Here is a 19877-nt window from a genome sequence, read left to right as displayed (position 1 = left end):
GGCCTTGCATGTGCGTCAGGCGCCGGCCTCGGCCGTGGCCAGCGGCGCAGCGTCCTGCCCCGCCCCGGCACGCAGGTACACGCCCTGCTCCAGCAGGCCGGACTGCAGCGCGCCCACGTCGATGAAGCGCGGCGCGATGCCGCCGCGCGAGGCCAGCGCCGCCGCCACGCCCGCGGCCTGGCCGGTGATCCAGCACTGCGGAATCTCGCGCATGAAGCCGTGCGAGTTGCGGTCGCACGAGATGTGGCGCCCGCAGGCCAGCAGTCCGTCGAGCTGCTTCGGCACCAACGCGCCGTAGGGAATGGAGATGTTCGGGAACTTGGGCGAGACGGCGGGCGACACGCCGATCTCGTCGGCCAGCGGCACGCCGTCAGGCCACTGGTTGCGCAGCACCGAGCCCACGCCGCTCAGGCGCCGCGCATGGCGCACGCCGATCTGCGGCGCGCTCAGCATCAGGTAGGCGTTCTCGAAGCCCGGCGCATGGGCGCGAAAGTAGTCGAGGTGCGCGGCCATGGCGCGGTGCGAGCGCACTTCCACGGCGGTGAGGTCGTCCACGTCGAGCGCCGAATAGCCCGATTGGCGCGGCCCCATGAAGAGCGCCACGTCGTTGCGCCAGGAGACGAAGGGCCGCTCGAAGAGGCCGCACTGCTCGCGCCCGCCGGCCATGAAGGCGGTGAAGGCCTCGGGCTTGCCGGCCTTGAACTCGATCCAGCGGTTCATGTCCACGCCGCCGAAGAGCCAGGAGGTGTTCATGCAGTGATGCACGTCGGCCTCCTCGATGTCGTTCACATACTCGGCGCCGGCGCGGGCGAACAGGTCGCCGTCGCCGGTGGCGTCGACCACCACGTCGGCCATGATGGCCATGCGGCCTTCCTTGCTCTCGAACACCACGCCCTTCACCGCGCCGTCCTGCACGATGGGAATGGCGGCCCATGAGTGGTAGATGAGCTTGACCTTGCGCTCCAGCACGATCTCCTGCGAGAGCAGCTTCAGCCGCTCGGGGTCGATGGTGGGCGACCAGGTGACGACGCCGTGGTACGCCGCGGTGCGCTGCGACCAGTGCGCGGCCTTGGCGGCGTCCTGCGAGCCCCAGTCCTCGCGCACCGGGCCGGCGATGGCGTCGGCCGGCAGGCGGTCGAACAGCTCTTCGGCGAAGCCGCGGATCACCAGCTTGCCTTCCCAGTCGGTCATGCGGTCGATCCAGATGACCAGGCCACCGGTGGAAAGGCCGCCCAGGTGGTTGTAGCGCTCCAGCAGCGCCACGTCGGCGCCCGCACGAGCGGCGGCGGCGGCGGCCGCGGTGCCCGAGGGGCCGCCGCCCACCACCAGCACGCCGCAGCGGTGATAGACCGGGATGCTCTTGCCGGGCTCGGCCCAGCTGCCGTGGTCAGGCCGCTTGACGCGGCTGTCGCGGTCGAAGATGTCGGAGGACAGGATGCGCTCGTCGGTACGGACGACAGTTTTCATGAATGCGTTCTCGGCTTGGCTTGTTTCGTCGTATTTTGATTTCACTTTCCATTTTGTCAAACTCAAAGAGTCAATATTTGGGGTATTCCCTAACAAATATGGATTTTTATGGATTTCAAGATCAATATTGAAAAAGCAATCCAACGGAGACAACAATGAGAAAACTTCACGGCACCCGCCGTGCCTTCGGCTCGGCCCTCAGCGCCGCGGCCCTGCTGGGCCTCGCGCCATTGGCGCTGGCGCAGGACTTTCCGGTGCGCGGCAAGCCCATCCGCATCGTCGTGGGCTTCACGGCCGGCGGCGGCACCGACGCGCAGGCGCGCATCGTTGCGCAGAAGCTCGGCGAGGTCCTGAACACCAGCGTGATCGTGGACAACAAGCCCGGCGCCAGCACCATGCTGGCGGCCAACGAGGTGTCGCGCGCCCAGCCCGACGGCTACACGCTGCTGTACGCACCCTCGTCCACCATGGCGCAGAACCCGCACACCTTCGCGCAGGTGCCCTACGACCCGTTCAAGGACTTCACCGCCATCTCGATGGGCGGGCGCGGGCCGCTGGTGCTGTCGCTGAGCACCACCGTGCCGGTGAACAACGTGAAGGAACTGGTGGCCTACGTGAAGGCGCACCCGGGCAAGGTGAGCTACGCCTCCTTCGGCGCGGGCACCTCCTCGCACATCTACGGCGAGGCCTTCGTGAAGAAGACCGGCATCGACGCGGTGCACATCCCGTACAAGGGCGGCTCCGACGCGGCGAAGGACCTGATCGGCGGGCGCGTGCAGTACATGTTCGACTCGGCCTCCTCGGCCATCATCACCGCCTCCACCGGCAAGGTGAAGATCCTCGCGGTGGCGGCCAATGCGCGCATTGCCGCGCTGCCCGACGTGCCCACCTTCGCCGAGCAGGGCTATGCCGGGCTCGACCTGCCGAGCTGGCTGGGCTTCTACGGGCCGGCGCGCATGCCGGCGCCGGTGGTCGAGAAGCTCAACGCCGCGCTGGCGAAGGTGCTGGCGATGCCGCAGGTGCGCGAGTTCTACCGCAGCGGCGGCTACGAGGCCGGCTCCACCACACCGGCGGAGTTCGCCAGCATCACGCGCTCGACCTACGACAGTTGGGGCGCGATGGTGCAGCAGGTGGGGTTTGTCAAGCAATGAACGACAGGCTTGTTTCTCTTCGCCGCCGCCGCGTTGCCGCCTGGCTCGCGCTCGGCGCAGCCGTGCCTCCGCTGCTTGCGCATGCCGCCGCGCCCTTTCCGGAGAAGGGCCGCACCATCCGCATCGTGCTGGGCCTGGCGGCCGGCGGCGCCTCGGACGCGCAGGCGCGCTTCATCGCCAACAAGCTCGCCGAGGTGCTGCAGACGCCGGTGATCGTGGAAAACCGGCCGGGCGCGAGCTTCATCCTCGCGACGGAGGAAGTGATCCGCGCCGCGCCCGACGGCTACACCTTCATGTACGCGCCCTCCTCCGTGGTGGCGCAGAACCCGCAGACGCTGGCGCAGGTGCGCTACGACCCGTTCAAGGACCTGACGCCGATTTCGCTCGGCGCGCGCGGCCCGCTGGTGCTGACCGTGCACGCGAGCGTGCCGGCGCGCACGGTGCAGGAGCTGGTGGCGTACATCAAGGCCAACCCGGGGAAGATGAGCTACGCCTCCTTCGGCACCGGCACCTCCTCGCACATCTACGGCGAGGCCTTCGCGCGGCAGGCCGGGCTGGACGTGGTGCACGTGCCGTACAAGGGCGGCGCCGACGCCGCCAAGGACTTCCTCGCGGGCCGCGTCCAGTACTACTTCGACGCGGCGCCCAACGCCATCCAGAACACCGCCACCGGCAAGGTGCGTATGCTGGCGGTGGCCGCACCGAAGCGCAGCCCGATGCTGCCGGACGTGCCCACCATGGGCGAACAGGGCGTGAGCGGCGTGGACATGCCTAGCTGGCTGGGCTTCTACGGGCCGGCGCGCATGCCGGCGCCGGTGGTCGAGAAACTCAACGCCGCGCTGGCGCAAGTGCTGGCGATGCCGGCCACGCGAGACTTCTTCCGCCAGGGTGCGTACGAGGCCGAGTCGTCGAGCCCGCAGCAGTTGGCCGACCTGACGCGCGCGACCTACGACCAGTGGGGCGACATCATCCGCAAGCTCGGGCTGGTGAAGCAGTCCCAGTAAGCCAGGCTCAGCGGAAGAACTCCGAAAGCCGCGCGTTGACCTCGTCGGCGCGCTCGTACTGCGCCCAGTGCCCGGCGCCGTCGATCACCACGCCTTCGCGCGCCGGTCCTTCGGCGGCAAGCTGCGCCACCAGCGGGCGCGGATCGGCTGTGACGTCGAACTCGCCCCACAGCAGCAGCGTCGGCACGCCCAAAGTGCCAAGCGCCTGCTGCAGCCCGCCCGACTGCGACACCTCCTTGCTGCGAAAACGCGTGCCGTGGCAGGAGATGTCGTGGATCTCGAAGGCCAGCGCATCGATGGCGGACTTCTCGTGCAGCATCAGCGCGCCCAGGTTGTGTAGCAGCGCGGCGCGTTCGGCTTCGCGGTCGGGGGCGGCGCGCCAGTTGATCATCTGCGCCGTCATGCGCCGCAGCGTGCCGTGGCCGCCGCTGCCGATCAGCGCGAAGCGGCGCACTGCCCCGCGCCCGGCCCCGAAGCGCGCGGCCGTCAGCCCGCCGAAGGAGAAGCCGCCGAGGTCGATGACGCTGCCCGCGCCGACGAGCTGGTCGAGCGTGCCGCCAAGCGCAGCGAGCAGCGGCTGCAGCGGGTCTTCGCCGGGCGCCACGCGGGGCAGCGCGTCGGATTCGTTGAAGCCCGGCATGTCGGGCAGCCACAGCGTGCGGCCGGCCGAGAGCGCCTCGGCGTTGCGCAGCCAATGCATCCAGCTGCCGTGGCCGCCGTGCAGCAGCACCAGCGGAGGCTTCGTCGTGTCGGTGCCGAAGCGCCGCCAGCGCACGCGCACGCCCTCGTGCACCGGGTCGTGGTGGGTGGAGAGCGCGTCGATGCGCGCGATGAGGTCGCGTGCCCCGGTCTGCGGTGTCGTCATGGCAGCATCCGCTGTAGTTCGGCCTCGCCATCGAGGAACTGGTGCTTGAGCGCACCCAGCACGTGCAGCCCGAAGAGCACGTACAGCACATAGCCTGCCCAGGCGTGCACACCGCCCAGCACGGTGTGCCAGGTTTCCTTCACGGCAGGCTCGATGGCCATGATCCAGCCGATGCGCGGCCATTCGAACAGGCCGAAGAGCTGCATCGGGTGGGTGGCCGCGTCCTTCCAGGCCGAGTCGTGCATCCAGCCCGACAGCGGCAGCAAAACCATCAGCAGGTACAGCGCGCCATGGGCCGCATGCGCCGCGAACCGTTCGAGTGCACCGTACGAGCCCGGCATGGGTGGCGGTTTATGCGTGGCGCGCCAGAGGAGCCGCAGGATCACAAGGCCCAGCACGGTGATGCCGATCGACTTGTGGGTGTCGACGGCCGGGCGCACCCAGTCGTCGGGGTAGTGGTCGACCAGCAGGATCAGGACGATGTTGGCGATCATGAGCACCGCGACCAGCCAGTGCAGCACGATGGCGGTTCGGGTGTAGCGGGTTTGTGCGAGCATGCGGGGAATTTTCGGGCGTGAGGCGACTCAGTCGAAGGCGCGTGCGATTGTCCCGGCTTTGCCCGGGATTTTCGAAACCGCAGGCCGAGTTTTTGCGTATCGACGAACGACCGACTGTCGCCCCGGGGCACCTTCACTTGAACGATTCTCTCCAACGCGCCTTCGCGGCCGCATCGCCGCGCCTGTCGCCCCCCAATACTCCGCTGCGAAGCTGGCTCATCCATGGCGGCGTGCTCGTGCTTTGGGCGCTGCTCTTCGCCATGGCCTTCAAGTTCGGCAACGTCGCCTCATGGTCGGTGGGCGTGGCCTATGTGCTTTACGACACGGTGCTGCTGCTGTTCGTGGCGTGGATGACGCTGCCGATCCTGCGGCCGCGTCCCCTGCCCGCTGTCACATCCGCGACCCGGCGCAACACGCTGGGCGTGATCGTCGCCTCGCACAACGAGGCCGCCGTGCTGCCCGTGACGCTGGCCGCCCTGCTCGGCCAGGCCGACGTGCCCGACCGCATCGTGATCGCCGACGACGGCTCGACCGACGGCACGGCCGAGCTGCTGACCACGCGCTACGGGCTCGTCGCGCCGGCCCCGGGCGAGCTGAGCGCGCCCAGCGCCACGCATCCCTCTCTTTACTGGCTGCGCCTGCCGCACGGCGGCAAGGCGGTCGCGCTGAACGCGGCCGTCCTGTGCATCGACACCGACACCGTGCTCACGGTCGATGGCGACACGCTGCTCGACACGCAGGCCATCGGCGCCGTGCGCCGGGCGTTCTCCGAAGAGCCCAACCTGGTGGCCGCCACCGGCGTCATCATCCCGGTGTGCAGCCGCACGCTGGCCGGCCGCTGCTTCCAGTGGTTCCAGACCTACGAGTACATCCGCAACTTCCTCTCGCGCTATGCGTGGATGCGCGTCAACGGCCTGCTGCTGATCTCGGGCGCCTTCGCCGGCTTTCGCACCGACGCGGTGTGCGCCGTGGGCGGCTTCGACACCGACTGCCTGGTGGAAGACTACGAGCTCATCCACCGCCTGCACCGCCACGCCCAGGCCCACGGCCTGCCATGGACGGTGCGCGTGCTGGGCGACGCGCAGGCCCACACCGATGCGCCCAGCAGCACGGGCGCCTTCCTGCGCCAGCGCCGCCGCTGGTTCGGCGGCTTCCTGCAGACGCAGTTCTGGTACCGCGCCATGGTCGGCGACCGGCGCTACGGCTGGCTCGGCGTTGCGATGCTGCCGGTGAAGGCCATCGACACGCTGCAGCCGCTCTACGGCCTTGCGGCCTTCGGGCTGCTGCTGGTGTACCTGGTGCGCGGCAACTTCGGCGTGCTCGCGCCGGTGGCCGGCGTGATCGGCGCGAAGATCGTGCTCGACCTCGTCTTCCACCTGTGGTCGGTGTACCTGTATCGGCGCTGGATCGGCCACGGCAGCGAAGCCAACATGGTGCAGGCCCTCCTGGCCGCGCTGGTCGAGCCCTTCACCTTCCAGGTCCTGCGTCACACGGGCGCGGCCTGGGGCTGGTGGATGTTCCTGACCGGGCGTGGCACCTGGGGGCGGCAAACACGCGTCGGGCTGGTGGATGCCGAGGGTGTACGGCGAGGCTGAAGCCTCAATCGAAGTTCAGGATCACCTTCATGGACTGCGACCGGTCGGCCGCCAACGCGAAGGCCCGCGCCGAATCGCGGTAGGACAAGGTCGCGGAGATCAGCGGCTTCACGTCGACCAGGCCCTTGTTGAGCAGCTCGACCGCCACCGCGAACTCTTCGTGGAAACGGAATGCCCCGCGCAGGTCGAACTCCTTGGCCACGATGGTGTTGATCGGCAGTGTCATGTCGCCTCCCAAACCCAGTTGCACGATGACGCCGCGCGGCCGCAGCGCGTCGAAGGCGCCGACCAGTGCGCGGGCATTGCCGCTCGCTTCGAACAGCACATCGAAACTACCCTTGTCCGCTGTGAAGCGCGCCAGACCGTCCGGAGTCTCGGCCACGTTGACGACTTCGTCCGCGCCGACCTTGAGCGCCTTGCCCAGCGTGTGCGCGCCGACGTCGGTCGCGACGATGTGGCCCGCCCCCGCACGTCGCGCCGCGATGATCGCCAGCGCACCGATCGGCCCGCAGCCCGTGACCAGCACGCGCTTGCCGAGCAGCGACCCGGCGCGCCTCACTGCGTGCAGCGCCACCGCGAAAGGCTCGGCCATCGAACCCTCGGCATCGCTGAGCGAACCGGCCAGCCGGTGCGCCTGGTGCGTGTCGACCACGATCTGCTGGCGAAAGGCACCTTGCACATGCGGCGTGCGCATCGCGCTGCCGTAGTAGCGCATGTCCAGGCAGTGGTTCTGCAGGCCCTGCTGGCAGTACGTGCAAAGGCCGCACGGACGGCTCGGGCTGATCGCGATGCGTTCGCCCAGCTTGAAATCCGTGACCCCGGTGCCGACCGCCTCGATCACACCCGCCACCTCGTGGCCGAGCACCATCGGCTCCTTGATGCGGATGGCACCGAAGCCACCGTGCTGGTAGTAGTGCAGGTCCGACCCGCAGATGCCGCCGCAGCGCACGCGCACCTGCAGTTGGCCGGCACCCAACTCGGCGGTTTCGAACTCCTCGACGCGCAGATCGCCCGGGGCATGAATGACAAGAGCTTCCATGGTGACGGCCCTTTATTTCTTGAGATCTACGCTGTCGAGCAGCGACTTGAAGTAGACGGACTGGCTGTTCATGAAGGCCTGGAACTGCTCGCCCTCCATGTAGGCCGGCTGCAGGTTGGCCCTGAGCAGCGCATCGCGGAATGCCGAGTCTTCAGCCGCCTTGCGGGTGACATCCCGCAGGTACTTCACGACATCGGGTGGCGTCTTCAACGGCACGCCCAGACCGCGCCAGGTGCCGATGACAAGATCAACGCCCTTCTCCTTGAACGTCGGAACCTTTTCGTAGGGTGCCGGCAGTTGGCGCTCTGCCAACGCGGCCAGTACGCGCACCTTGCCCGCTGCGACGTGCGAGCCGATCTCGGCCGGGCTCACCATGATTGCATCCACGTGCCCTCCGACCAGCGCACCCACGCTCGGTGCCGCACCCTGGAACGGAACGTGGTTGAAGCGCACCCGCGTCTTCTGCTCGACGGCAGCCGCCGCCAGGTGCCAGATGGTGCCGGTACCCGCATTGCCCATCGACACCGCGCCGTCCTGCTTGCGCGCGGCTGCCAGCAGGTCGTCGATGGACTTGTACGGCGACTCGGCACGCACGGCGATCACGCCCGGGTCGCCGTTGAGCCGCGCGATCGGAATGAAGTCGGCGGTCGTCACCTTCGTCATGTTGAGGTGGGGAATGATCGCCAGCTCCGAAATGAGCACGCCAATCTTGTAGCCGTCGGCCGGCGCGCGCTGCGCCTCGGTCATGCCGATGCCGCCGCCCGCGCCGGGCTTGTTGACGACGATCAGAGGCTGCGGCACGCTTTTCTTCACCGCATCGGCGAAGAGCCGGGCCATCACGTCGGTGCCGCCGCCGGCCGAGGAAGGCACGATCACCTCGATCGGCCGCGTGGGGTAGTCCGCTGCATGCACAACAGGCAAGGTCAGCAGCATGCCCGCGAAAGTCGCGGCGGCGGCGCAGGCAAGACGAAAGCGCTTCATGGATGTCTCCTTTTTTTGGGTAATCGTCAGAGCACGGACACCATGCCGCCATCGACATAGATGATCTGCCCGCTCACGTAGTTGGATGCGTCTGACGCGAGGAAGATGGCGGTGCCGATCAGTTCCTCGGGCTTGCCCCAGCGCCCGGCCGGGGTGCGCCCCTTGACCCAGGCGTCGAAGCTCGGGTTGTCGATGAGCGCCTGGTTCATGTCGGTCAGCATGTAGCCCGGTCCGATGGCGTTGGCCTGGATGTTGTGGGCCGCCCACTCGGCGGTCATGGCGCGGGTCAGCATCTTGATGCCGCCCTTGGCGACCGTGTAGGGCGCCACCGTGGCGCGCGCCAGTTCGCTGGTGAGCGAGCCGATGTTGATCACCTTGCCCCGGCCGCGCGGAATCATCCGCTTCGCCGCCTCGCGCCCGACGACGAAGGCGCTGGTAAGGTTGGTCTCGATCACGCGGCGCCAGTCTTCGGTGGCCAGCTCGACCATCGGTTTGCGGTACTGCACGCCGGCGTTGTTGACCAGGATGTCGACGGCAATGCCAGCCGCGTCGAGCTTGCCGAAGGCCGCGACGACCGCGGCTTCATCACATACGTCGAACGCATGGGCATCGACGGTGTAACCCTTGTCGCGCAAGGCGGCGGCAGAGGCCTCGAGCCGGGCGGCGTCGACGCCGTTGAGCACCAGGCGCGCGCCCGCGGCCGCAAGGCCATCCGCAATGGCAAGGCCGAGCCCGCGCGAGGAGCCGGTGACGAGTGCGGTCTTGCCCGCGAGGCTGAAGAGTTGAGTGGACATGATGGATTTCCTCAGGGGGTTTGCAGTGTGCCGTCGACCAGGCGCGTCTGCGTCCAGGTGGTCACAACGTTCTCGCAGGGGTACTTGCGGGCCTCTTCCTCGTCGATGTCCACGCCGAGGCCCGGCTTGTCGTTGGCGTAGACGTAGCCGTCCCTGAACTCGGGCAACCCGGGGAACACGTCCAGCAGCGCGCCGGGCGGGCCCTTCAGGTCCTGGATCACGAAGTTGGGCGGCTGCACGCCCGACCATTCCTGCACACCGAAATTGCGCGCGGCCAGGTCGATGTGGATGTTGGCCGCATGCGCGACCGGCGACATGTCGCCGGGCCCGTGCCAGGCCGTCTTGACGCCGAACTGCTCGGCAAAGAGCTGCAGCTTGCGCCCGGGTGTGATGCCGCCGATCTGGCTCAGGTGGACGCGGATGAAGTCGATGAGCCGCTCGGTGATGAGCGTCTTCCACTCATAAGGGTTGTTGAAGAGCTCGCCCTGCGCCAGCGGGATCCGCGTCTTCTCGCGCAACTGGCGCAGCCACTTGCCCTCTTCCAGCGGGATCGCGTCTTCCAGGAAGAACAGGTCGAAGCGCTCCATTTCGCAGGCGAACCTGATCGCCTCGATCGGGCTCAGGCGCTCGTGCACGTCGTGGCACAGCGCCACGTCGAAACCCACCTTGCTGCGGATGCCCTCGAAGAGCTTGAGCGTGTCGCGCATGTAGCTTCGGCTGTCGAGGTAGACGCCATCGGGTGCGCCGCGCGGCGCGCTGGCGGGCGCGGCGCCGAAGCCGCCACCGCCGTAGCCGCCGCTCTGGCAGCGGATGTGGGTGATGCCCTGCGCCATGTAGCCCTGGATGTTGTCGCACAGCTCGGCCAGGTCGCGGCCGTCGGCATGCCGGTAGATCGGCACGCCTTCGCGCACCTTGCCGCCAAACAGCTGGTAGACCGGCATGCCTGCCATCTTTCCCTTGATGTCCCACAGCGCCATGTCGACACCCGAGATCGCGTTGTTCTCGGCCGGGCCGTTGCGCCAATAGGCGTTCTGGTGCATGAGCTGCCAGAGCTCTTCGATCGCGCTCACGTCGCGCCCGACCAGCAGCGGCTTGAGGTACTGCTCGACCAGGCATTGAACGACGAGGTGACGGTAGGCGAAGGTCGCGCACCCGAGGCCGTACAGGCCGGGCTGGTTGGTCTCGACCTTCACGACCACGAGGTTGATGCCCTCGGGCGCCGTGAGGATGACCTTCACGTCGGAGATGAGTGTTGCCATGTTTCGGGTTCGTCAGTGCTGGGTGGAAAAGCCCGGGGCCGCATGCGGCGCCTCGGCGGGCAGAGGGATGTCGTTCGAGATGCGCCGGCCCGACTCGGGCGAGAACAGCACGGCCTGCGTCAGGTCGAGCGAGACACGCACCTTGTCGCCGGCCTGCAGCGTGCTGTAGCCCGCCTGCGTGACCATGATCTCGTCACCCACGCCGTCGTCACGGTCGTGCGCGGTGCGGGCCGTATCGAGGCGAACGGTCACGATCGATTCGGCCCCCACGTGCTCGACCAGCGCCACGGTGCCGGCCATGCCGGGTTGCGCCGGATCGGTGCCGATGGCGAGCGCGTTGGGCCGCACGCCCACCAGTACTTCCGCGCCGCTGCTGGCGCCGCGAACGCCCAGGTGTGCCGGCAGCGGCATCCGCAGCTCGCCGATGGCCAGCCGGCCGCCGTCGATGCGCGCGTGCACCAGGTTCATGGCCGGCGTGCCGATGAAGCGCGCAACGAAGGTGTTGGCGGGGTTGGTGTAGATCTCGCGCGGAGTGCCGATCTGCTGCGCCTCGCCGGCATGCATCAGCACGATGCGCGTGCCCATGGTCATGGCTTCGATCTGGTCGTGCGTGACGTAGACGAAGGTGCCGCCCAGGTCGCGGTGCAGCTTGATGATCTCGGCGCGCATCGACGAGCGCAGCTTGGCGTCGAGGTTCGACAGCGGCTCGTCCATCAGGAACACCTCGGGCTGGCGCACCATGGCGCGGCCCAGCGCCACGCGCTGGCGCTGCCCGCCCGAGAGCGTGCGCGGGTGGCGGTCCATCATCTCGGTGAGCGACAGGATCTTCGCGGTGCGATCGACCAGTTCCCGGACTTCGGGCGAGCTTTCGATCCGGCGCTTGGCGAAATGCCCCAGAACCGGTATGTGAAACCACCACCGGAACTTGCGCATGATCAGCGGGAAGGTGATGTTGCGCCGCACCGTCATGTGCGGATAGAGCGCATACGACTGGAACACGAAGGCCATGTCGCGCGCGCTGGGCGGCAGCGTGTCGACGCGCCGCTGGCCGAGGTGGATCTCGCCGCTGCTCACGGTTTCAAGACCCGCCAGCATGCGCAGCAGAGTCGACTTGCCGCAGCCCGAGGGGCCCAGCAGCACCAGGAATTCGCCGGCGGGCACATCGACGTGGATGTTGCCCAGCACCGTCTTTGCGCCGAAAGTCTTGGTGACGTTTTTCAGGGAGATGGATGACACGATGCGATCCTTGCGTTCCGTCAACCCTTGACGCTGCCGGCGGTCATGCCGGCAACGACATAGCGCTGCACGAGGAGATAGAAAAAGACGGCGGGCAGCGTGTACATCAGCCCGATGGCCATCACCGAATGCAGCGGCGTGCTGAGTTCGCCGACGAAGCCGGCCAACCCCACCGACGCGGTGTGCAGCTCGGGCGCGCTGACCAGCGTCTGCGCGAACACGTACTCGTTCCAGCCGTGGAAGAAGGCGATCACCGCAGTGGCCGCGAGCGTCGGCGCAATGAGCGGAATCACGACGATGAACACCGTGCCCAGCCGCGAGCAGCCGTCGATGCTGGCGGCCTCCTCGATGTCGATCGGCACGCCGTCGATGGCGCCTTTCAATATCCAGGTGATCACCGGCACCGTGAAGGCGGTGTTCACCAGGATCAGGCCGGTGAGCGTGTTCAGCAGCGAGAGCTGCCCGAAGATCGCGTACAGCGGCACCACCAGCATCGCCTCGGGCAGCATCTGCGTGACGAAGAGTGCGAGCCCCACGATGGCAATGCCGGCGAACTTGAAGCGCGACAGCGCATACGCCGGCAGCACCGCGAGCGCCAGGCTCAGCACCGTGGTGCCGACCGCCACGATGGCGCTGTTGAGCAGCCAGGTGCCGACGTCGGTGCTGGTGAACACGTCGCGGAACACATGCCACTGCGCCAGGCCCGGCAGCAGGTGCGGCGAGGTCGAGAACAGATCGGCCGACGACGTGGTCGAGGTGACCAGCATCCAGTAGATCGGAAAGGCCGTGACGCCCAGCATGCCGAGGATCACGATCATCAGCAGCGCCTGGCGCCAGGCGAGGGTTGTGGTCGTTGTTTTCATCAGTGCCCCGCCGCGCGCTCGGCGCGCACCGTCAGCCGGAAATAGACCACCGTGACGACGAGCGCCAGCGACAGGCCGACCATGCCGACCGCGGCGGCCTCGCCCAGTTCGCGGTAGGTGAAGGCCCGCCGGTACAGCTCGATGACGAGCGTGTTGGTGGAGCCGATGGGGCCGCCCTGCGTCATGAGCCAGATCAGGTCGAAGCGGCGCAGCGACCAGATCGTGATGAACAGTGTCAGCAGCATCACGGTAGGCCGGATGGCGGGCCACACGACCGCGCCGAACACGCTCAGGCGGTCGGCGCCGTCGATGATCGCCGCCTCGCGCAGGTCGCTCGACACGCCCTGCAGCGCCGAGAGGATCACCACCGAGGTGAAGGGAAAGATCTGCCACACGGTGGTGAGCAGCACCGCGGGCAATGCTCGCGAGGGGTTGTCGAGCCAGCCTTCCATGCCCGACGACAGGCCGAGGAACTGGAAGACGTGCTGCAGCACGCCGTACTGCCCGTTGAACATCCAGATGAAGATCAACGCGACCGCGACCGGCGGCGCCGCCCACGGAATGGTGATGAGCGAACGCGCGATGCCGCGCCCGCGAAACGGCATGTTGAGCAGCAGCGCCGTCCCCAGGCCGATGCCGATCGCGAACACCACGCAGGCCACCGTGTAGACCCCGGTAATCACCAGCACCTGGGCGAACTCGGGCTGGCCGAACAGGTCCGTGTAGTTGCGCAGCCCCACCCAGCCGTGCTGGCTTGGCGACAGCAGCGAAGTCTGCGTGAAGCTCAGGTACAGCTCCTGCACCAGTGGATAGGCCTGAAAGACCAGCAAGTACAGCATGACGGGCGCGCAGAACAGGTAGGGCGCCCACCCCACCCCGCCCGAGGCGGCTTGCTTGTTGATGGCCATTCGGCAGTTCCGGGCCGCTTACTTGCGCAGCACGCGGGCGCTGACGAGGCGCTGGGCGTCGTCCATGGCCTTCTGCGGATCGGCACCGCCCTGTAGCACGCGCAGCACCTGCTCCAGGATCACCTGCTGGATCTCGGGCGTGCGTGCCTCAAAGCCCCGCACAAGCTGGGGCACGCTGTGCGGCGACTGGTCGTCATACACCTTGAGCCATGGCTTGGCCTTGAGCTCCTCGGGCGTGCGCTCGATCACCGTGGCGACGCTGGCCGCACCGAGGATGGCCTGCAGTTCCTTCTGGTTCTCGGGCTGCATCATCCACTTCATGAAGGTGACGGCAGCAGCCTTGTGCTTCGTGTTGGCGTTGATGGCCAGCGGCGCGAGGATCAGGCCCTGCGCCCGGGTCGGGAACGGCGACGGCGCGGCACCCAGCGGCAGGTCGGGCGCCTGCTGGTTGAAGATGCCGGCCACGCCGCCGTTGTCGATCTCCATCGCCAGCTTCTTTTCCCAGAACATGCGGCGATAGGTGGCTGCGTCAGCGCCCTTGGGCGTGGCGCCCAGGTCGTACATCTTCTTGTAGGCGACCACACCCTCCACCACCTTGGCGCTGTTGATGGTGAGGTTGCCCTTGTCGTCGCTCCAGCGCCCGCCGAAGCCGTAGACGAAGTTGCACAGGTCCTGCCAGAAGCCGTTGCTCTCGGCCATGGTGGCGCGGTAGGCGAAGCCGAACACGTTCTCACCGGTGGCCGCCTTGGCGGCGCCCAGGAACTCGTCGAACGTGGCCGGCGGCTTGCCGCCCTTGAGCAGTTGCGGGTTGTAGATCAGCTGGTAGTTGCTGATCTCGAAGGGCACGCCGTAGCGCTTGCCGCCGATCACCAGGTATTTGTTGGGGTCGGTCAGCCGGTAGTCGCCCGGCTTGATGTCGCCGTCGATGGCCACGATGCGCTGCGCCTGCGCGGCGGCGTAGTAGTCGATCAGGTCGAAGCGGATGAGATCGGGCCCGGCGCCGCCGCCCATCTGTGTGAACACGGTCTTGGCGAGCGTGGAAAAAGGCAGCGCGAGCGGCTGCACTTCAATGGCGGTCTGGCTCTTGTTGAACTTGTCGACCCACTGCTTGAGCTTGTCGCCACGCCCCGATTCCGCAAAGGTCGCCCCGGCGAAGCTCAGTGTTTCCTTGGCCTGAGCGCGGGCAGCGCCGGGCAATGCCCACGCGAACACGGCTGCGGCTCCAAGCGCGACGGCGCTGGCGGGTAGGCGAGGAAGGCTCGAGAGTTTCTTCATGCAGGTCTCCAGGAGGCAGCTCAGTGGCCGCGAGTTCTTCGGTGAAAGGTGCGCAAGAATATCGTGATATTTCACGATATTTATTCGTGATTACCCTGCCTTCCCTCGGAGAAGGAGGCTGCACCGTCCTCATTGGAGATTGGGCGTTCAGCCCTGTGATTTCGCTTGCATATCAGATATGCTGAGGCCTCGAAACAAGGAATTTCCATGGCAACCCGTTCCCCTGCCAGGCCCAAGCTGGTTTCCGTCGACACCGCAGCGCCGGGCACCTTGCACAAGAGCCCCGCCAACCAGTCGGATCAGGCCTACGAGCGCATCGAAGAACTGCTGATTTGCTGCAAGCTGGCGCCCGGCCGCTTCCTGGCCACGCACGAGCTGCAAGCCATGGTCGGCTACGGCCGCACGCCGGTGCACCAGGCGCTCAATCGCCTGGCGGCCGACACGCTGGTGCAGATCACGCCGCGGCACGGCATCCGCATCGCCCCCATCGACCTCACGCGCGACCGCCTTCTGCTGCGGCTGCGCCGGGACATGGAGCGCTTTGTCATCCGGCTCGCCACCGAGCGCTCAGGCGCGTCGGAGCGCAACCGCATGCAGCACATCAAGCGGCAGCTCGTCGAGCACGGCGCGAACATGACGATCGAGCAGTTCAACGTGGCCGACCGCCTGATCGACCAGCTCTTCCTGGCAGCCGCGCAGGAGCCTTTCGTGGAGGGCACGCTGCGGCCGCTGCACACGATCTTTCGCCGCATCGGCTGGATCTATCACATGCATGCGCCGGAGAAGGTCGATCTGCAGGGCACCATCGATGGGCACATTGCGGTGATCGAGGCCGTGGCGAGCGGGAACGTCGACGGCGCCATTGCCGCCTCGGATGGCCTGATGGATTTCGTCGACAGCATGTTCGAAGTGCTCGAGCGCGACGTGGCGCCGAACACGCTCGACTGCAGCCTCAATGGCGACGACAGCTATCTGGCGCTGGGCGCCTCCAGCCCGGTCGGCTGAGCTCCTATCAAGCGCCGAAACGGAAGCTCGACACCACCAGGCCGCCCATGAAGGCATCCTCGTGGTACACGCGCTCGCCGGCCTCGCCCTCTGCCGCACCGACGGCCACCATCAGCGGAATCAGGTGCTCTTCACGCGGATGCGCCATGCGCGCCGCCGGAGCTGAAGCCCAGTCGATCAGTTGGGCGCTGCGCCCGGCCGGCGCGCCCTGCACCACCGCTTCGTCGAGCCAGTCGTCGAAAGCCTTCGACACGCCGTGCGCCTGCGGCCCGAAGTTGCGCAGGTTGTGATAACTCAGGCCGCTGCCGACGATGAGCACGTTCTCGTCGCGCAGCGGTGCGAGCGCGCGGCCCAGCGCCAGGTGCTCAGCCGGATCGAGCCCGCGGCGCAGCGACAGTTGCACCACCGGCACGTCGGCCTTCGGGTACATCGCGGCCATCGGCGAGAACATGCCGTGGTCGTAGCCACGCTCGGGGTCGATCTGCACCGGCAGGCCCGCCGCGGCGATCAGCGACTGTACGCGCTGCGCGAGTTCAGGCGAACCGGGCGAGTCGTAGTGCACTTCGTAGGTGTGCGCCGGAAAGCCGCCGTAGTCGTAGATCATCGGCGGCTTCGGGTTGCCCTGCACCGTGAAGACGGGCGCTTCCCAGTGCGCCGACACCATCAGGATGGCGCTGGGCGTGCGGCCGATCTGGCGCGGCATGTCGGCCAGCGAGGCGGCGAGCTGGTCGTAGGTCGGGCCCATTTCCTTTTTCATCCAGGGCCAGGGGCCGCCGCCGTGCGAGATGAAGTAGGTGGGCAGGCGCGATGAAGCGCTGGCGTTGTCGTGGGTCAAGTCGATGCTCCTTGAAGGCGTTGCATCGACTGTAGACATTTCCTGCAAGGAAATCGACAGGCTACGATGCATCGAATCAGTTCTCCACAGGAAAGATTGCCATGGACCGGATGACCAGCCTGCGAGTGTTCCGCGAAGTCGTCGAGGCCGGCAGTTTCGTGGCCGCGGCCGAGCGGCTGGGCCTGTCGCCGCCGATGGCCAGCAAGCACGTGGCACAGCTTGAGAAGTCGCTCGGCGCGCGGCTGCTGCATCGCTCCAGCCGCCACCTGAGCCTGACCGAGGCCGGCACCGCCTGGTACGAGCAGAGCCGACGCGCCCTCGACCTGCTCGATGCGGCCGAAGCCGCCATCGGCCAGGCCCACGACGCGCCGCGCGGCCAGCTCAAGGTGAGCGCGCCCGTGTGGTGCGCCACGCCGCGCTTCGCACGGGTGCTGGCCGACTATCGCGAGCAATACCCCGAGGTGCTGGTCGACATGCATCTGGAGAACCGCAAGGTCGATCTCGCCGCCGATGGCTACGACCTGGCCTTGCGCGCCACGCAGGAGCCCTCGCCCGCGCTGATCGCCCGGCCGCTGTGCCGCGTGCCTTTCTACCTCGCGGGCACGCCGGCCTGTCTGGAGCGCATGGGCGGCGCTCCCGCCTTGCCGGCCGATCTGGCGAAGCTCGGCGCCATCGTGCCGAGCTACGTCAACCTGGAGAACCTCGCGCTCAAGGGACCGGGCGGGCGCATGTTTGCGCTGCGGCTCACGCCGGCCCTGCGCTCCGACGACACCACGCTCACGCTGCACGCGGTGCGCGCGGACATGGGCATCGCCTTCATGCCGCTGTGGCTAATCGACGAGGACATCGCGCAGGGCCGGCTGGTGCGGCTGCTGCCGGAGTTCGAAGCCGAGCCCGTCACGCTGTTCGCGGTGTACACGAGCCGGCAGTACATGTCGCCCAAGCTGCGTACTTTCATCGACTTCCTGGGCGAGCGGCTCGGCAGGGACGCGCCGCGGAGCGCACCTTTGCGGGGCAAGGTCATGCATGCGCGGCTAAAGTCCTGAGTTCTCCGGGAGACTGTTTCCTTGTTCCGCCTCTTCGAAAAACTCCTTCACCCCTACCCCGCCGCCGAACCTGCGTTGCCGCCGCAGGGCTTCGTGGCCTTTCTCTGGGCCTGCACGCACGGCGTGCGCGGCAAGATCGCTGCGATGGCCGCGCTCACTGCCGCCATGTCGATCTTCGAGGCGGCGCTGTTCGCAATCCTCGGGCGCATCGTCGACTGGCTCGGCGGGCTCGAGCCTTCGCGCCTCTGGGTAGAACGCGGCACCACGCTCATGTGGCTTGCCGCGTTCCTGGTGATCAGCATCGGCGTGGTCGCGCTGCAGACCATCGTGAAGCACCAGACGCTCGCGGTGAACCTGCCGATGCGCCTGCGCTGGAACTTCCACCGCCTGATGCTGGGCCAGAGCATGGCCTTCTACCAGGACGAGTTCGCCGGCCGCATCACGGCCAAGGTGATGCAGACCGCACTGGCTGTGCGCGACACCATCTTCGTACTGGCCGACGTACTGGTGGCCATGGGCGTGTACGTGGCCACCATGATCCTGCTGGTGGGCGTGCTCGACGCGCAACTGGCATGGCCCTTCCTGATCTGGCTGGCGCTGTACATCGCCTCGCTGGCCTACTTCGTGCCGCGCCTGGGCAAGATCGGCAAGGCGCAAGCCGACGCCCGCGCGCTCATGACAGGCCGCGTGACCGACGCCTACACCAACATCGCGACCGTCAAGCTGTTCTCGCACACGCAGCGCGAGGCCGGCTTCGCGCGCGACGCGATGCGCGAATTCATGCACACGGGCTACGGCCAGATGCGCCTCGTGAGCGCCTTCGAGATCGTCAACCACACGCTGAGCATGGGTCTCACGGCCGGCATGGCGGGCATGGCGCTGTGGCTGTGGTCGCACGGCGCGGTCGGCGTGGGTGCGGTGGCTGCGGCCACGGCGATGGCGCTGCGGCTGCAGGGCATGTCGCACTGGATCATGTGGGAGATGACCAGCCTGTTCGAGAACATCGGCACGGTGCAGGACGGCATGAAGACGCTGTCGCGCCCGCGCACCGTGCTCGACGCGCCCGGTGCCAAGACCCTGGAGGTGCCGCGCGGCGAGGTGCGCTTCGAGCACGCGAGCTTCCGCTACGCCGACGCCGGCCGCCGCGTGATCGACGACCTGAACCTCGTGGTGAAGCCCGGCGAGAAGATCGGCCTGGTGGGCCGTTCGGGCGCCGGCAAGTCGACGCTGGTGAACCTGCTGCTGCGCTTCCACGACCTGGAGAGCGGCCGCATCCTGATCGACGGGCAGGACATCGCGCACGTCACGCAGGACTCGCTGCGCAGCCACATCGGCATGGTCACGCAGGACACCTCGCTGATGCACCGCTCGGTGGCCGACAACATCGCCTACGGGCGGCCCGACGCCACGCACCGGCAGATCGAGGCGGCAGCGAAGCGGGCCGAGGCGCACGAATTCATCCAGACGCTCGGCGACGCAACCGGACGGCGCGGCTACGAGGCGCACGTCGGCGAGCGCGGCGTGAAGCTCTCGGGCGGCCAGCGCCAGCGCGTGGCGATTGCGCGCGTGATGCTGAAGGACGCGCCGATCCTGCTGCTCGACGAAGCCACCAGCGCGCTCGACTCCGAGGTCGAGGCCGCCATCCAGCAAAGCCTCTACGCGCTGATGGAAGGCAAGACCGTGATCGCAATCGCGCACCGGCTGTCGACCATCGCGGCCATGGACCGCCTGATCGTGCTCGACGAAGGCCGCGTAGTGGAAGAAGGCGACCACCGCACGCTGATGGCGCAGGGCGGGCTGTATGCGCGGCTGTGGGCGCATCAGAGCGGGGGCTTCCTGGGCGACAACCTCGAGGAAGACGAGGCGCTGCGCGCCTGAACGGCGCCGGTTGCGCCTGCAAACAATCGTCACAAATGAGGCGAGCCGCCCCGAGCCCCCGGAGAAACCTCCGGGCAGCGCTTCACCCGCGCCTACAGCACACGCCGCCCCCTGCCGAC

The 19877-nt window shown here is 67.7% G+C and carries 18 protein-coding genes; 6 read left to right on the top strand and 12 right to left on the bottom strand.

Annotated features, from left to right (window positions below):
• Positions 1–15: 15 nt before the first annotated feature.
• Positions 16–1467: an FAD-dependent oxidoreductase gene (locus ASD05_RS11520; protein WP_056591999.1), complete on the bottom strand. Its 1452-nt coding sequence runs from the start codon at positions 1465–1467 to the stop codon at positions 16–18.
• Positions 1468–1622: 155 nt separating this feature from the next.
• On the opposite strand from ASD05_RS11520, the gene ASD05_RS11515 reads away from it, so the two are divergent.
• Both ASD05_RS11515 and ASD05_RS11510 read left to right on the top strand, forming a co-directional pair.
• Positions 1623–2618, top strand: coding sequence for a Bug family tripartite tricarboxylate transporter substrate binding protein (locus ASD05_RS11515; protein WP_056591996.1), 996 nt, complete (start codon positions 1623–1625; stop codon positions 2616–2618).
• Positions 2615–3622, top strand: a complete 1008-nt coding sequence (locus tag ASD05_RS11510; RefSeq protein ID WP_056591993.1) for a Bug family tripartite tricarboxylate transporter substrate binding protein — start codon at positions 2615–2617, stop codon at positions 3620–3622. The genes ASD05_RS11515 and ASD05_RS11510 overlap by 4 nt, the downstream gene beginning before the upstream one ends.
• Positions 3623–3629: 7 nt before the next feature.
• Here the strand turns inward: ASD05_RS11510 and ASD05_RS11505 are convergent, their stop codons facing one another.
• Entirely contained in the window at positions 3630–4487 is an 858-nt protein-coding gene (locus ASD05_RS11505; protein ID WP_056591990.1) for an alpha/beta fold hydrolase, read from the bottom strand.
• Positions 4484–5044 (bottom strand): cytochrome b, encoded by a 561-nt coding sequence (locus tag ASD05_RS11500; RefSeq protein ID WP_056591985.1) that lies wholly within the window; start codon positions 5042–5044, stop codon positions 4484–4486. The genes ASD05_RS11505 and ASD05_RS11500 overlap by 4 nt, the downstream gene beginning before the upstream one ends.
• Before the next feature lie 137 nt (positions 5045–5181).
• Here ASD05_RS11500 and ASD05_RS11495 point away from each other — a divergent pair, with 137 nt between their 5' ends.
• Positions 5182–6639: a glycosyltransferase family 2 protein gene (locus ASD05_RS11495; RefSeq protein WP_056591982.1), complete on the top strand. Its 1458-nt coding sequence runs from the start codon at positions 5182–5184 to the stop codon at positions 6637–6639.
• A 4-nt stretch (positions 6640–6643) separates the two neighbouring features.
• Here the strand turns inward: ASD05_RS11495 and ASD05_RS11490 are convergent, their stop codons facing one another.
• Genes ASD05_RS11490 through ASD05_RS11455 form a run of 8 tightly spaced genes read right to left on the bottom strand, consistent with a single transcriptional unit; the run spans position 6644 to position 14994 of the window.
• The gene (locus ASD05_RS11490) at positions 6644–7678 is read right to left on the bottom strand and encodes an L-idonate 5-dehydrogenase (RefSeq protein WP_056591979.1); all 1035 of its coding nucleotides are present in this window, start codon (positions 7676–7678) and stop codon (positions 6644–6646) included.
• Between the two features lie 12 nt (positions 7679–7690).
• Positions 7691–8659, bottom strand: coding sequence for a tripartite tricarboxylate transporter substrate binding protein (locus ASD05_RS11485; protein ID WP_082572040.1), 969 nt, complete (start codon positions 8657–8659; stop codon positions 7691–7693).
• A 26-nt stretch (positions 8660–8685) separates the two neighbouring features.
• On the bottom strand, positions 8686–9453 hold the full coding sequence (locus ASD05_RS11480) for an SDR family oxidoreductase (protein WP_056591977.1): 768 nt from the start codon (positions 9451–9453) through the stop codon (positions 8686–8688).
• Between the two features lie 11 nt (positions 9454–9464).
• Positions 9465–10712, bottom strand: a complete 1248-nt coding sequence (locus ASD05_RS11475) for an enolase C-terminal domain-like protein (RefSeq protein WP_056591975.1) — start codon at positions 10710–10712, stop codon at positions 9465–9467.
• Between the two features lie 12 nt (positions 10713–10724).
• Positions 10725–11948, bottom strand: a complete 1224-nt coding sequence (locus tag ASD05_RS11470; RefSeq protein WP_056594284.1) for an ABC transporter ATP-binding protein — start codon at positions 11946–11948, stop codon at positions 10725–10727.
• A 20-nt stretch (positions 11949–11968) separates the two neighbouring features.
• Positions 11969–12811 (bottom strand): carbohydrate ABC transporter permease, encoded by an 843-nt coding sequence (locus tag ASD05_RS11465; protein WP_056591973.1) that lies wholly within the window; start codon positions 12809–12811, stop codon positions 11969–11971.
• Positions 12811–13719, bottom strand: coding sequence for a carbohydrate ABC transporter permease (locus ASD05_RS11460; protein ID WP_056591970.1), 909 nt, complete (start codon positions 13717–13719; stop codon positions 12811–12813). Before ASD05_RS11460 ends, ASD05_RS11465 begins: the two co-directional genes overlap by 1 nt.
• Positions 13720–13737: 18 nt before the next feature.
• Positions 13738–14994, bottom strand: a complete 1257-nt coding sequence (locus ASD05_RS11455; RefSeq protein WP_056591967.1) for an ABC transporter substrate-binding protein — start codon at positions 14992–14994, stop codon at positions 13738–13740.
• A 207-nt stretch (positions 14995–15201) separates the two neighbouring features.
• Here ASD05_RS11455 and ASD05_RS11450 point away from each other — a divergent pair, with 207 nt between their 5' ends.
• On the top strand, positions 15202–15999 hold the full coding sequence (locus ASD05_RS11450; RefSeq protein ID WP_056591964.1) for a GntR family transcriptional regulator: 798 nt from the start codon (positions 15202–15204) through the stop codon (positions 15997–15999).
• A gap of 7 nt (positions 16000–16006) precedes the next feature.
• Here ASD05_RS11450 and ASD05_RS11445 read toward each other — a convergent pair whose 3' ends face one another.
• On the bottom strand, positions 16007–16834 hold the full coding sequence (locus ASD05_RS11445; protein WP_056591961.1) for a DODA-type extradiol aromatic ring-opening family dioxygenase: 828 nt from the start codon (positions 16832–16834) through the stop codon (positions 16007–16009).
• Between the two features lie 101 nt (positions 16835–16935).
• On the opposite strand from ASD05_RS11445, the gene ASD05_RS11440 reads away from it, so the two are divergent.
• On the top strand, positions 16936–17880 hold the full coding sequence (locus tag ASD05_RS11440; protein ID WP_056591956.1) for a LysR family transcriptional regulator: 945 nt from the start codon (positions 16936–16938) through the stop codon (positions 17878–17880).
• A 21-nt stretch (positions 17881–17901) separates the two neighbouring features.
• Positions 17902–19758 (top strand): ABC transporter ATP-binding protein, encoded by a 1857-nt coding sequence (locus ASD05_RS11435; protein ID WP_056591951.1) that lies wholly within the window; start codon positions 17902–17904, stop codon positions 19756–19758.
• Positions 19759–19877: the final 119 nt, after the last annotated feature.

This window comes from Variovorax sp. Root434, assembly GCF_001426595.1.
GTDB lineage: Bacteria > Pseudomonadota > Gammaproteobacteria > Burkholderiales > Burkholderiaceae_C > Variovorax.
Note: the sequence above shows the minus strand (reverse complement) of the source record. Positions and strands in the feature narration are given on the sequence as shown.

Bases quoted from the DNA above. Each gene is read 5' to 3' on its own strand.
- ASD05_RS11520 (WP_056591999.1), bottom strand. From the start codon at position 1,467: ATGAAAACTGTCGTCCGTACCGACGAGCGCATCCTGTCCTCCGACATC.
- ASD05_RS11515 (WP_056591996.1), top strand. From the start codon at position 1,623: ATGAGAAAACTTCACGGCACCCGCCGTGCCTTCGGCTCGGCCCTCAGC.
- ASD05_RS11510 (WP_056591993.1), top strand. From the start codon at position 2,615: ATGAACGACAGGCTTGTTTCTCTTCGCCGCCGCCGCGTTGCCGCCTGG.
- ASD05_RS11505 (WP_056591990.1), bottom strand. From the start codon at position 4,487: ATGACGACACCGCAGACCGGGGCACGCGACCTCATCGCGCGCATCGAC.
- ASD05_RS11500 (WP_056591985.1), bottom strand. From the start codon at position 5,044: ATGCTCGCACAAACCCGCTACACCCGAACCGCCATCGTGCTGCACTGG.
- ASD05_RS11490 (WP_056591979.1), bottom strand. From the start codon at position 7,678: ATGGAAGCTCTTGTCATTCATGCCCCGGGCGATCTGCGCGTCGAGGAG.
- ASD05_RS11485 (WP_082572040.1), bottom strand. From the start codon at position 8,659: ATGAAGCGCTTTCGTCTTGCCTGCGCCGCCGCCGCGACTTTCGCGGGC.
- ASD05_RS11480 (WP_056591977.1), bottom strand. From the start codon at position 9,453: ATGTCCACTCAACTCTTCAGCCTCGCGGGCAAGACCGCACTCGTCACC.
- ASD05_RS11475 (WP_056591975.1), bottom strand. From the start codon at position 10,712: ATGGCAACACTCATCTCCGACGTGAAGGTCATCCTCACGGCGCCCGAG.
- ASD05_RS11465 (WP_056591973.1), bottom strand. From the start codon at position 12,811: ATGAAAACAACGACCACAACCCTCGCCTGGCGCCAGGCGCTGCTGATG.
- ASD05_RS11460 (WP_056591970.1), bottom strand. From the start codon at position 13,719: ATGGCCATCAACAAGCAAGCCGCCTCGGGCGGGGTGGGGTGGGCGCCC.
- ASD05_RS11455 (WP_056591967.1), bottom strand. From the start codon at position 14,994: ATGAAGAAACTCTCGAGCCTTCCTCGCCTACCCGCCAGCGCCGTCGCG.
- ASD05_RS11450 (WP_056591964.1), top strand. From the start codon at position 15,202: ATGGCAACCCGTTCCCCTGCCAGGCCCAAGCTGGTTTCCGTCGACACC.
- ASD05_RS11440 (WP_056591956.1), top strand. From the start codon at position 16,936: ATGGACCGGATGACCAGCCTGCGAGTGTTCCGCGAAGTCGTCGAGGCC.